This is a genomic window from Aurantibacter sp. UH7, assembly GCF_056839165.1.
Genome location: NZ_CM166388.1, coordinates 3320572 through 3334149, shown reverse-complemented (window position 1 = coordinate 3334149; position 13578 = coordinate 3320572). Strand labels below are relative to the sequence as shown.

Annotated in this window: 11 protein-coding genes; 2 read left to right on the top strand and 9 right to left on the bottom strand. The window is 33.3% G+C overall.

Annotated features, from left to right (window positions below; genetic code table 11):
* Positions 1–90: 90 nt before the first annotated feature.
* Positions 91–723, bottom strand: a complete 633-nt coding sequence (locus UH7x_RS14165; RefSeq protein WP_482360576.1) for an LON peptidase substrate-binding domain-containing protein — start codon at positions 721–723, stop codon at positions 91–93.
* A 167-nt stretch (positions 724–890) separates the two neighbouring features.
* Here UH7x_RS14165 and lysA point away from each other — a divergent pair, with 167 nt between their 5' ends.
* Positions 891–2129 carry a diaminopimelate decarboxylase gene (gene lysA / locus UH7x_RS14160; protein ID WP_482360575.1) on the top strand — a complete coding sequence of 413 codons (1239 nt, stop codon included), beginning with the start codon at positions 891–893 and terminating at the stop codon, positions 2127–2129.
* A gap of 192 nt (positions 2130–2321) precedes the next feature.
* On the top strand, positions 2322–2852 hold the full coding sequence (locus tag UH7x_RS14155; RefSeq protein WP_482360574.1) for a thioredoxin family protein: 531 nt from the start codon (positions 2322–2324) through the stop codon (positions 2850–2852).
* A 989-nt stretch (positions 2853–3841) separates the two neighbouring features.
* Here UH7x_RS14155 and UH7x_RS14150 read toward each other — a convergent pair.
* From UH7x_RS14150 to UH7x_RS14115, 8 genes are all read right to left on the bottom strand, one after another.
* Positions 3842–4486, bottom strand: coding sequence for a class I SAM-dependent methyltransferase (locus UH7x_RS14150; RefSeq protein WP_482360573.1), 645 nt, complete (start codon positions 4484–4486; stop codon positions 3842–3844).
* 110 nt (positions 4487–4596) lie between these two features.
* Positions 4597–6147 carry a hypothetical protein gene (locus UH7x_RS14145; protein WP_482360572.1) on the bottom strand — a complete coding sequence of 517 codons (1551 nt, stop codon included), beginning with the start codon at positions 6145–6147 and terminating at the stop codon, positions 4597–4599.
* Positions 6148–6196: 49 nt separating this feature from the next.
* Positions 6197–7669, bottom strand: coding sequence for an IMP dehydrogenase (guaB, locus tag UH7x_RS14140; protein WP_482360571.1), 1473 nt, complete (start codon positions 7667–7669; stop codon positions 6197–6199).
* A gap of 74 nt (positions 7670–7743) precedes the next feature.
* Complete coding sequence (locus UH7x_RS14135; protein WP_482360570.1) at positions 7744–8235, bottom strand: hypothetical protein; 492 nt, start codon at positions 8233–8235, stop codon at positions 7744–7746.
* The gene (locus UH7x_RS14130) at positions 8235–8771 is read right to left on the bottom strand and encodes an FMN-binding protein (RefSeq protein ID WP_482360569.1); all 537 of its coding nucleotides are present in this window, start codon (positions 8769–8771) and stop codon (positions 8235–8237) included. The genes UH7x_RS14135 and UH7x_RS14130 overlap by 1 nt, the downstream gene beginning before the upstream one ends.
* A gap of 93 nt (positions 8772–8864) precedes the next feature.
* Positions 8865–10043 (bottom strand): hypothetical protein, encoded by a 1179-nt coding sequence (locus UH7x_RS14125; RefSeq protein ID WP_482360568.1) that lies wholly within the window; start codon positions 10041–10043, stop codon positions 8865–8867.
* Between the two features lie 173 nt (positions 10044–10216).
* Positions 10217–12004, bottom strand: a complete 1788-nt coding sequence (locus UH7x_RS14120; protein WP_482360567.1) for a ribonucleoside-diphosphate reductase subunit alpha — start codon at positions 12002–12004, stop codon at positions 10217–10219.
* Positions 12005–13279 carry a ribonucleotide-diphosphate reductase subunit beta gene (locus tag UH7x_RS14115; RefSeq protein WP_482360566.1) on the bottom strand — a complete coding sequence of 425 codons (1275 nt, stop codon included), beginning with the start codon at positions 13277–13279 and terminating at the stop codon, positions 12005–12007. It abuts the gene before it with no gap.
* Positions 13280–13578 lie beyond the last annotated feature (299 nt).

The window sequence follows — 13578 nt, the reverse complement described above, 5'->3', positions numbered from 1 at the left end:
TAAAGGTATATATGTTTACGTGCAAAAATAGGAAACGAAGGCCGAATTACAAGCATGTTGTTCTAAAAAGGGTTGGGAGACTAATAAATTTTACAAATTTTTGAAATCGAGTGGGTCAAAATTCTTAAAATGACCATTCAATTCTATAGTCTTTTTGGTGCGACCTACTTCTTTAAGCACTGCAATTGTCGATAATAAGTGCGCCTTTATAAAAGAAAGTCGTTCACTCTCTTTAGCTAATTGAAGTAATTGAAACTCTTGCTCAAAAGAAAGCCCCATTTTATGTGCTAAAATGTAACTATTAAATTTGTCTAGTGGAATAGGCGTAAAGGGAACATCCATTAAATCATAAAGTTGCTCAATTTTATTTAGCACTCTTCGGCGCATAACATCGTTAGCATCATTTACAGTATCTAAAAACTGCACTTCTCCTCCGGAATATAATTTATTCGGCATTTGTCTTTCAAAAGATATTATTTTAAATGCTTGGCGCGCAACACAGGTAACATCCATTGCACCGTTTTCATATGTTGTTACTACTTCAACCAACTGTACTTCGGTGCCATAAGCTACACTGTCGTATATATACACAGGTATACCAAAGGTTATAGCCTCTTTACGACAATCGTGAATTAAATCTTTATAGCGATCTTCAAAAATATGCAACGGCACAGTTTCACCAGGATAAAAAACCGATTGCAATGGAAATAAGGGTAGTTTCATTTATTAAATTTCAGATTTTAAAAATACAATTCAATGCGCAACCCTACAAGTACAAAATAATATAAATGTTATAAATATAACTTTTTGTTGTATTTTTTATATAGTTGATATTATTTTTTGCGGAATAACGTTTAACAACCTAGATTTGCTATAAATACTACCACAATATGAAGAATGCCGATTTATTAAAAATTGCAAAAACATTTGGAGACCCAGTTTATGTTTATGACTCTGGAAAAATTATAAGTCAGTTTAATAGACTTACCAATGCATTTGGCAACGTAAAACAATTACGCTTAAATTATGCTGCTAAAGCTTTATCAAATTTGAGCATTCTCAAATTAATGAATTCTTTAGGAAGTGGATTAGATACAGTTTCAATTCAGGAGGTTAAATTAGGACTTTTAGCAGGATTCAAACCCGAATCAATAATATTTACACCTAACGGAGTTTCACTTGAAGAGATTGAAGATGCCTCTGCCCTTGGTGTTCAAATTAATATTGACAACCTTTCAATATTAGAGCAGTTTGGAAATAAACATCCGGATGTTCCTGTTTGTGTGCGTATAAATCCGCATGTAATGGCCGGTGGAAATTCAAATATTTCTGTAGGACATATCGATTCTAAATTTGGAATTAGTATTCATCAAATTCCGCATTTACTACGCATAGTTGAAGTAACCAAAATGAATATCAATGGAATTCACATGCACACCGGTAGCGATATTCTTGATATTGATGTTTTCTTATATGCCTCTGAAATTCTTTTTGAAACAGCTAAGAATTTCAAAAACCTAGATTTTATAGATTTCGGTAGCGGCTTTAAAGTTCCCTACAAATCAGGTGATATCGAAACCAATATTGAAGAATTTGGAAAAAAATTAAGCAAACGTTTTAATGAATTCTGTACTGAATATGGGAAAGATTTGACATTAGCGTTTGAGCCAGGTAAATTTCTTGTTAGTGAAGCAGGTCATTTTTTAGCAAAAGTTAATGTTGTAAAACAAACTACATCAACTGTTTTTGCGAGTATCGATTCTGGATTCAATCATTTAATACGCCCCATGTTATATGGCGCCAACCACTCTATTTTAAATATTTCTAATTCAAATGGTCGCGAGCGTTATTATTCTGTAGTAGGTTATATCTGCGAAACCGACACATTTGGCAATAATGTTAGAATAAATGAAATATCAGAAGGTGATATACTTTGTTTTAAAAATGCGGGCGCCTACTGCTTTACAATGGCGAGTAACTACAATTCTAGATTTCGTCCGCCAGAAGTATTGTGGCACGAAGGAAAAGCGCATCTTATAAGAGAGCGAGAAACCTTTGATGATTTAATTAAAAACCAAGTAGACATCAAAAATCTCTTTGAAAAGAAAACGGAAAAAGCAGGAGTTTAAAAACTATAAAGCGATCAATTAAATTGGTCGCTTTTTTTATGCGAGAACCCTTAGGATAAATTAAAAAGTTGATTTAAAAAATATATTAACTGAAATAAGTACCGCTACCAAAACCCATTTAAAATAAACATGACGAAAAATCGTTAGTTTTGGTATAGAATTTGGACTAAGCTCAAGTATAAATAAAAGTTTATGAATATTTTACCCCAAAACACAAATAAGATATTAGCTGTTATTGCTTGCGCTCTATTTGCATTCAACGTAAATGCCCAAGAAGTTGAATGGTTATCTTGGAATGAAGCCGCCGAATTAGCTGCTACTGACAAAAAGCCAAAGAAAATATTTGTAGACATTTACACAGATTGGTGCGGTTGGTGTAAAAAAATGGATAAGGATACCTTCCAAAACGAAGAAGTAGCTTCTTATATGGCGGACAATTATTATATGGTGAAATTAGATGGCGAAGGAAAAGAGGTTATTGAATACAAAGGAAAGACTTTTAAGTTTGTGCCTTCTGGTAGAAATGGTTATCATGAATTTGCTGCAGCCTTAATGCAAGGTAAAATGAGTTACCCCACTACTGTTTTCTTAGACGAAGAAATGAATATGCTTTCGCCAGTGCCCGGTTATCAAAAGCCAAAACCCTTCTTAGATATCGCTAAGTACTTCGGGGAGAATATTTACAAAAATAAGGACTGGAAAGAATACACACAAAGCAAATAACAACTACTTACTAATCAGTATTTTACACGATTAAATTGATGTTGATCTTTGATCTAATCTACGGAATATTTTAAGCATTTTTAAGTACTATAATTATCTTAACCCTAGCTGAAATATTTATTAAAACATTGGTCTTATTTTCATACCAATACTTTGTTTTCGATAGAATCCAAAATTTTTAAAAGATTTATACTTACCAATAACTACTAGTACTAGCTAATCTTGAAGACTATTAATACATTCATATACTACATACTAGCTCTTTTTTATAAATAAGTATTTCATTTTCATTTAGTTACCTTATTTGTTTTAATACCGATCTTTAACCCGGCGTAATACATATCTTACAAAAGAGAAAAAACATGTAATGCCTCCTAAATTTTGACTATAAATTAGACTGTTATAGATCTAAAGATCATACCTATTTAGGTAAGACAGTACATTGCAAATCACGCCTATTAATATTGCATAAATAAATAACTAGCAACCTGACCCTAACACCTTCATTCTCATTAAATTATGAATATTTTAGCAAAAATTCATTGTAAAATGAAATTTTCACCTAGAAGTAGTTGATCTCTATAAAATTAGAATGCTTGTGTTAAAGTTGATCTTTAATGTCGTAGTAAAATACTGCTCTTTATAGTTCATAAAAGCATGCTATTTTTCCAAAATAAATTGCGAATTTTAGTTTTGGAAATCAAAGATCTGATCTTTATGGTTTTAGTGATTGTTACTTCATGTAGATCTATAAGTGCAAAAAAATTCCTGACTAAATGAATTAATTGGTAAACTTATATGCAATGCTATTAAAACATAACTAATTACTCATTCAACTATCCAAAAAATGTAAGCGAAATGGAGTCTAATTATTCTAAAACAAGAATGAAAATCAAACTCAAATTGCCTAAACTACCAATGGTATACCTACAAGTTATTTTATTGTAAAGTTGACGATATTTTAGAGTTTCAAGAATAGAATAACAAATCTAAACTCGCTTAGCAACAGTTGCATATTGCAAATAGAACATGTCCATGGCTGTGAAGAAAAATGGAATGTTGTATAGGTATGGTTTTAGAGATCTTGTTCTATTAACGCCTTCGTGTTTTACAATTTGATAGCCCAAATCTTTATACATTTTAGTAATGCTGCTTTTGGTAAAAAATCGCAAATGTGTTTTATCGAAAATACCGTGCCCCTCGTATTCGAACTTTTTTTGTAGGATTATTTTCTTAAAAGCATCGTGATAACGAATATTAGGAATTGAACTTATAATTACTCCGTTAGCTGATAATTTCTTTCTAAGAATTGTTAATACAGTATATGGGTCTACCAAATGCTCTAGAACATCATTACAGTAAATGGCATCGAAATAGTTGTCAGGTAGTGCATCTATATGATTTTCACAGGGACCGATAAATACTTTATCTAACTTTTTACCAGCTTCTTTCCCTGGGCCTTCCATTAACTCAATTCCCCAAGCTTCAAGGTTTTCTTTACTCTTTATATAAGCAGCGAAAGAGCCTTCACCACAACCTATATCTAAAAGTGTTTTGCATCCCTTTGGCAGGTACGCCAACATCTCTGGCCTTCCATGTTTGTAATAATCGTCAGCCTTATTGTCGTAGTCCATATGGTTTTTTAACATGTAAAAAAGCCATAAATGCAGACTAATCAACCGTTTCACCCAAAAATACTATTATTATCCTCAGATGCAATTTTTGGAATAAAAACTTTAGTACACTATTTTTCTAAAAGACCATCAAAACTAAAAATGTATTTATACCCCTTTTCATTAGATGAATAACCGTGACTAAAAATTATATTCTCAAGAATAATTGCATCTTCATGATCAACTAAATCTACCTTTAACTTCTTACCACTATCGATTGAAAATGAGGGGCTTAGACTAGTAGAATTCATTAACGTTAGAACCTCATCTGGATGTTCTAAGGTATAGATTGGCAAACTAATTTCTTGATTGTAGTTTTGAAAAATTCTCCAACTAAAATTCGAATAATCATCTTGTAAGTTTTCAGTCTCATCTATATACCTTAGAACGGAATAATCAAATTCTCTCTCTCCTGTAAAGGATAATGAATTATTAAGCTTCGTTACATTCATTATAGGAATATTGATTTCCGTTTGATTCTCGGCAATATGTTGATGAACTTCTACTGTAGAATTATTTTCTAATTTAGTAGCGAACTTAACCTGATAAAGATTGAATTCATCTATTAAAGGAATCCTAATTTTATAATCTGTTTCTTCAGATAAGTAGTCGGAATTTACCATGTTAAATTTATAATTAAGGTAATCCTCATAATTTTTATAACCTTCTACTCTATAATTGAAATAGGGAGTATTGACCAATGATACCGTAACTTCCTTAAAATTTTCAACCGGAAGAAAATCTTCTTCGGTATAAACATTAGTGGCTAATTCTTGAATATTGGCTTTTAAATATTTGTTCTTAAATACAGGTTCTTTTTCATAAATCGAAAACAAATAGAAATCTTCTTCTAAATCAATATTATATAAAAAATCATATTCTCCGCTTAACTGAGGTAAATAACTAAGGTTGCCATTCGCCGTTTGTATTACACCATTATAACTTCCTACTAAATGCTTGCCTAATGAAGAAAACGCGATCTGTTTTTTATCAGTTACTCCTAAACGCAAACCATTAATTTCTTCTTCCTGTTCTTCAAAAGTTAGATTACTGGCTCCGGGTTCTAAATTTAAAAATGAAGTAATATAGGTGGTATTATTAAAACTGTTCAATTGATATGCTGTAACTGTAAAATTTTGCCGCTCAAAATTATCATTGGAATATAATTTTAAAGGTTCTCCTTCATATTGTTCGTAGGTTATTAATGACCCGTCAGCTGCCTGTACCGCAACAAAATCTGCTATTGGTGTTATGTAATTAAGTGTGATTAATAATTTTTTATTTACAAAACTATGTGTTACTTCCTTTATATCTCCATCTATAGATTTAACAACTACCTTTATTGTCCTATTACCAACAGGATAATCAAATGGATCTATACTTATTGAAAAAGATTTATCGGCAACCGTTGTAACCAATTCTTCGTCAATAAAAATTGTAGTCATAGCGATATCAATATCACTTTGAATAGTAATATTTAAATCAATTGTTTCCTCCAAAATATCTGGAATATCCGAAAGACTTATCCCAATGGATTCAGAAATAATTTTATCGTTTGCAACATCATCTTCACAAGAAAAGAAAGATACTGACAAGATTAATGCAATAAGTATGATTCGCATAAGAAATGTTTAGAGGAATTAACATATTAACGAATCACAAGAGACTTTATTACCTGCTATAGTTTGGAGACTCTTTGGTTATGGTAACATCATGTGGGTGACTTTCATTGATACCGCTAGCAGTGATTTTTACAAATCGACCGGTCTCTTTTAGAGTTTCGATATCCTTAGCACCACAATATCCCATACCTGCTCGCAATCCACCTACAAACTGATGTATACTTTCATATAACTCACCTTTGTAGGGTACGCGACCTACTATTCCTTCCGGTACTAACTTTTTAATATCGTCTTCTACGTCTTGGAAGTAACGATCCTTACTACCTTTCTTCATGGCTTCAACGGAACCCATACCACGATAGGTTTTAAACTTTCGTCCTTCGTAAATAATAGTTTCACCAGGAGATTCTTGGGTACCTGCCAATAACGAACCTAACATTACAGTATCTGCTCCGGCAGCAATCGCTTTTGGGATATCACCAGTGTAACGAATTCCACCATCTGCAATTACGGGAACGCCAGTACCTTTTAGTGCTGCAGCTACCTCTAAAACAGCCGAGAATTGAGGGAAACCTACTCCAGCTACAACGCGAGTTGTACAAATAGACCCTGGACCAATACCAACTTTTACGGCATCTGCTCCGGCATCTGCCAAATATTTTGCCGCATCGCCGGTTGCTATATTACCGACAACAACATCAAGCTCTGGAAATTTCTTTTTTACTTCTTTTAATACATCAACTACTCCTTTGGTATGACCATGCGCAGTATCAATAATAACAGCATCAACACCCGCATTCACTAATGCTTCTGCTCTTAAAACAGCATCTCCAGTAACACCTATAGCCGCTGCAACACGTAGCCTACCAAAGCTATCTTTATTGGCAATTGGCTTTTGTGTGAGCTTGGTTATATCTCTAAATGTAATTAAACCAATTAGCTTATAATTATCATCAACGACAGGTAATTTTTCAATTTTACTCTCTTGTAAAATATCTTCTGCTTGCGTTAAAGAAGTGCCTTCACTTGTAGTTACCAAATTCTCAGAAGTCATTACCTCAGATATAGGTCGCTCATTATTCTTTTCGAATCGTAAATCACGATTGGTAACAATACCAAGTAATTTACCAGCTGCATCAACTATAGGAATACCCCCGATACTAAATTCTTTCATTGCAGCCTTAGCATCTTTCACCTTCGACTCGAGCGGTAAAGTTACCGGGTCGATTATCATACCACTTTCAGCGCGTTTTACTTTTCGAACTTTCATCGCTTGTTGCGCAATAGTCATGTTTTTATGCAAAACACCAATACCGCCTTCTTGTGCCATAGCAATAGCCATTCGAGATTCGGTAACGGTATCCATAGCTGCCGAAACAACAGGAACGTTGATTGTAATGTTACGTGAAAATTTTGTTTTGATATCTACTTCTCTAGGAAGTATTTCTGAATAGGCAGGTACTAATAACACATCGTCGTATGTAAGACCTTCTCCTAAAATTTTATGTTGGTGGGCGTTCATTGCAATTACAGATTAATTGCGTGCAAATATAGGGATTTTTATGGCTGTTTTTACACAGTACGGCAATCTATTAACTATTGACTTTTTCTTAACGTTTGTGATAAAACTAAGAGTGCTGAGACCGCAAATGTGACAGTCATTAAAATACCCGAACAAACTACTACATATTTCATCCATAGCACTCCTGTCCATATAAGATAAATTCCGCCGAAAGTTAGAATTACAGAAAGAAATGGCTCTATGGTTAAAAATAATTTTAGTTTTTTAGATGCCTTAGTGAGCCAAACCAATCCGCCTAGAAGAAAGAAAATTAAAGACATTGACAGTATATGAGTATGTACAATAGTAAGCATCTGTCGGTCGCTTTTTTTGAATTTCATTTCTTCAGCTTCCTCATCATCTTCGTTACCCAAATAATTCTCTTCAATTCCTGCTGGATTGTTGCTGTCAGTTTCGGAAATAAATAAAAGACCCGTAAAAAACCCTACAGAAAGCACTATAACAAAACAAGCTATAAATAATTTTATTTCCTTCGGAAAAGTGAGCAGCAAACCGTTATACTGCATTATAGAATATTCTTTTCTTGTAATTTACCAACAGTCTGAAGTAGATTATCTATTGCTGTTGTCATTGAGCGCACAGAGATTGTGGCTCCTGAAATTCCATCGATGTTAGTTTCAAAATTAACACGATCTTTTCCTGATTTACCGAAAAATTGTTTCAACCATCTTTTGCTTCCAATTTCACCACCATACTCCTCACGATAAATTAAAACCTTAGAATTAACAATTTCAAGATTATTATTAAACAACACTAAGTAGTCGAATTTTGCTGTCTTACTCGATGCTTTATCCACAAAAACATAACCTAACAACGCCTCGTTTTTATACACTGCATTAAAGTTGTTTTCAGTGATTTTTGATGGGAGTTCTGCATTTAACTCACCAGCTACAACAATGGATTTAAAGGAAATATCGGTAACCTCAAATGTTCTTTCTACCTCCTTTACCACTCTTTTTTCAATTTTCTTAGGAAGACCGAAACCAAGCAATAAAAAAATTGTCAATAAAAAAACACCATATGTTGCTTTGGACAATTGCATGAGGCAAATATAGTTATTTGGAATTAATCTTAATAAAGATGAAATCGTTTTTTATAAAAAATATGAACTATAGCTCCTTTTCTGATTTGGCTTTTAGAACCAAACTCCAATACCAAAATTCAATTGATTATCCACATCGCTGCCATTAAGCGCGTTGCTTTTAAATTGATAATCCCCTTTTAGTACTACCCCTGGCGCTATATGGTACGAAAGACCCGTAGTAACATCTGTTCTATCATATAATGGGTTTTGCTCTAAATCACCTGCTGTATCGGCATGTGTATCGTAATTTTCATATCTGGCAAAAACAAACAGTTTTTGTTTTTTATCTGTTGACAAAAGATTGTAACCTCCTTCAACATAGTATCCCATTAGCGAGCTACCCAAATCTTTGCCTGTTAAAACATTATATGCTTCAGTATCTGAAAGTGAGTTGTAAATAAACTGACCTCTAGCGGTGAATCTATTGTAAGCATATCTGGCATCTAATCCAAACATAGACACCCCAATACTTGACCCTTCTAATACTTCGAATTCATCAGAAGCCTGCGTTTGACCCAAATAAGTTGAAAGTCCCAATCTCAAGCCTGATATTCCATAATAATCCAATTTCGCTGAAAATGTCGGACTATCCATAGTTGACAGTGCTCCACTTTGTCGTCCAGAACGTAGTCCATCAGAACCCTGTAACAATCCAGAAATTCCACCTAAACCATCAGCTTCAATAGTTTTAAACCCGTTGAAAATATAAGCTTGATAACCTAAAGACAAATCATTAAACTTACCACTTACCCCTACTCCTATTTCACGCCAAGTAGTTGGAACTATAAATCTATCAACAGATGGCCTATTTGTACCGTTGAAAGTTGTTGGTTCATGAAATTCATTTACGATACCCATAGGTACTAGCATTAATCCACCTCGTAAGTTTACATTATTCGCAATATTGTAATTAATAAATGCCTGCTCAATTACCAATAATCTTATATGTTCCATTTCAACCTCAGTTACAAACTGAGCTTTTTCATTAAAGCGATATCCAAAAAGCAAAACCATTCTCGGTATATCCAAAACAGCATTATCACCTTCAGGCTGGTTGTATACAATTTCGGCATAAGCACTAACGGTAACCGCTGATGCATAATTACCAGAAAGTAAACGCTGAGCACTGTTGAGTTGACTTTGCGGATTTAAAGCGATAGAATCGGTCTTTGTCTGTGCAATTATTACTGAGGAAATAAACAAAAATGAAAGAAATAGAACTTGCCGCATTTTGGTTGATATTTTAAAATAGGCTGCAAATATAAATCAGTTTTAAGATTCACAAAAGTTTATTTAAATTAAATCTAAATAAAAGTAAAGATTTAACTTATAACTCCCCGAAACCAAAAAAATCGACCTCTGTTAAGAGGCCGATTTTTTAAATATATGTGATTTAATATGTTTTAAGCTTCGCAGCTTGCGCAATCTTTTTTCTGCTTAAATTTCTGTGCAGCATTCATACTATGTTGATAGTACAGCGACTTTAAACCTAATTTCCATGCAGTAACATGAATTTTATTTATTTCTTTCACTGGCATATCTGGGTGCACGATAATATTCACAGATTGCCCTTGATCAATATGATTTTGACGGTTTGCAGCTTGATAAATTATATCCATCTGGTCAATTTCAGAATACGTTTTAAAAACCTCTTTTTCTAAGTCAGATAAAAATTCTAAATGTTGTACAGAACCATCGCGCTCACGAATACTGCGCCATACCTCAGTAACATTCTGTCCTTTTTCTTCTAACAAATCAACCAAAAATGGATTCTTAATTGTCGTCTTTATTTTAGCAATATCTTTTACATAAATATTTGACCATATTGGCTCTATACCCTGTGAGACTTGACCTAATATAAAAGCTGAAGATGTTGTTGGCGCCACAGCATTTAATGTAGCGTTACGTCTTCCGTAACCTTTAAGAACAGAAGTTTCTCCAAATTTATCGGCTAATTCTTCTGAAGCCTTATATGACTTTTCCTTTATTTTTCTAAATATTTCACTATTTAAATTAAAAGCTTCTTGGCTATTAAAAGGTAACATTCTAGATTGTAATAATGAGTGCCATCCTAAAACACCTAAACCTAACGAACGGTTTTCCTTTGCAAAATTATAAGCGCGTTCCATAAAAAGGAAAGTCTGACGATCCTCTCTACTATCAGAATCACGGTATGCTTCAAGCTTTTCTAAGAATTCTGTAATAACAGCATCTAAGAAATAAACCATAGTTTCAACAGCATCGGTATCTTTCCATTTATCGTAATGCAAAACATTAACTGAAGATAAGACACACACAAAAGACCAATCGTCGTTTGAAGGTAACATTATCTCTGTACATAGATTACTAGCATAAATTGGCATTTGCTTGTCCTTGTAAACATCTGCAGCACCATTATTTGCATTATCCTTAAAGAAGATATACGGATAACCCATCTCGCCTCTTCGTTGTAATACTTTTGCCCAAATTGAACGCTTAGCCGTATCACCAGCAATCATTTCTTCCATCCATTTATTGGTCACGGTGACACCATGAGTCAATTCTTGAATTGGATTTCCTTCTGTACCTATTTCTAAAAACTCTTCAATATCTGGATGCTCAACTGGTAAGTAAGGTGAGAAACGTCCACGACGCACAGAACCTTGACTTACAACATCTACCATAGATTCAAAAAGCTGCATAATGTGCACAGCTCCTGAAGCCTGACCGTTATTTTTAACGTCAGCACCACGATGTCTTATTTTACCGAAGTAACCAGAAGTACCACCTCCTAATTTAGACATCATTCCTACTTCAGATTGGGTATATAAAATATTACCCATATCATCATCAATATGTGATCCAAAACAACTTATTGGTAAGCCCCTTTCTTTACCAAAGTTAGACCAAACTGGTGATGCCAATGAGAAAAAACCTTCTGACATGTAACCGAAAAACTTATCTGAAAAGCCCGGCATATCTAAAAGATGCTCTGCTCTATCAGCAATTTCACGAATGCGCTGCTCCGCAGTAACGCCTTCAGTTAAATATCCTGAATTTAAAAAGTTGCGACTGTGTTCGGTTAACCATTGAAAACCTGAGTCATTATTTTCTTTGTGTTTTTGTAAAGCTTCTTTTCTCGCATTAACAAGATGATCAGTGTCTGAAATATTGGTTGTTTGTGTTTCCTGGGTAGTGTTTAATTCATTCATTTAAAAAAGATCGTCGCTAGTTATACTTTGTGTTCTTTTGCTATAGTTAATAGACCGTTTTACGAAGAAGTCGCCATGTTTAGTGCCGATAATTTCATCATCAAACCATTCGGTTTGTGCTAATAATGTTTCGTCTACTTCGAATATTTTTTCAATTCCAATGCTCTCTAAAGAACTATTGAAACGGTTCTTAATAAATTCATTTACCACTGCTTTTGGTAAAAATTCTAATTCTCCTTTTTCAAAAATCCAATCTACAATTGAACTCTCAGATGTGAATGCTTCTTTACACATTTTCTGAATTGTTTCTTCATGTGCTGCATCGAACCATTCCGGATTTTCATCTTTAATTATCTTAATGATATCAATACCAAAATCCCCATGAATTTGCTCTTCTTTAGAAGTAGCCTCAACTACATTAGATATACCTTTAAGCATATTTTTATGTTTATTGAATGCCATAATAATTAAAAACTGTGAGAACAATGATACATGCTCAATAAAAAGTGAGAACAATAAAATAGACTCTGCATACTCTTTATTATCGTCACTTTTTGCATTCTTTAGTGCAGTTTCTAAATACTGCACACGTTTCATTATTACAGGTTTTTTCTTAAGCTTTTTAAATTCTGCATTTAATCCTAAAATTTCAAGTAAATGAGAATACGCATCTGCATGTCGCACTTCACTTTCTGCAAAAGTTGCACCAACCGAACCTATTTCTGGTTTTGGCATTTTATGATATATGTCGCCCCAAAAACTTTTCACCGCTACTTCAATTTGCGAAATGGCTAACATGGTATTTTTTATTGCACTTCGCTCAGTTTCATTTAAACGAGTTTTAAAATCCTGTATGTCACTTGTAAAATTAAATTCTGAGTGAATCCAATACGAATGACGAATTGCTGGAACATATTCGTACAATTCCGGATACTCATACGGTTTTAAATTTATACGCTTCTCAAAAATATTTGTTTTCCTTTTTAAAGCTTGTTCATTTCTGTAAAGAATGTAACCCTTAGCCACATCAAAAAAGCCACCTTCCATCAGTTTATTCTCAACAAAATCTTGGACCTCTTCTACAGTAGGCACATAGCTTTCATCTAATACTTTTCGCTCTAAAAGCGATGCATATACATTGTCTGAAATACGAGTTGCATCTGCAAATCCGCCATGTTCTACAGCTGTCATAGCTTTTAAAACGGCGTCAGTAATCTTGTGCAACTGAAAGGGTTTCTTTGTGAAATCCCTTTTGATGAGGTGGGTAATTTCCATGGAATTAAATCGGATTATTAATGGTGTTCTTAGTGTGTTGTAAAGTTCAATTTTTATTCCCTTTACTTTTCCTTAACATACATTGGGTTTTCCACATGTTTATTAACATAATAAAGTTTAACAAGAGATGATTTATTTTTAAATGCTGATAACCAATATTTTACAAAAAAAATAAAAGACGAAAAAAAATAAATATAATTTTTGATTAAATAAAAATTAAAAAGCGACCCATTTTTTTTCTTTCATTTTAAAGAACAAATATTTGATTTTCAATGGAGTAAAAAAAACAAAATATTTAT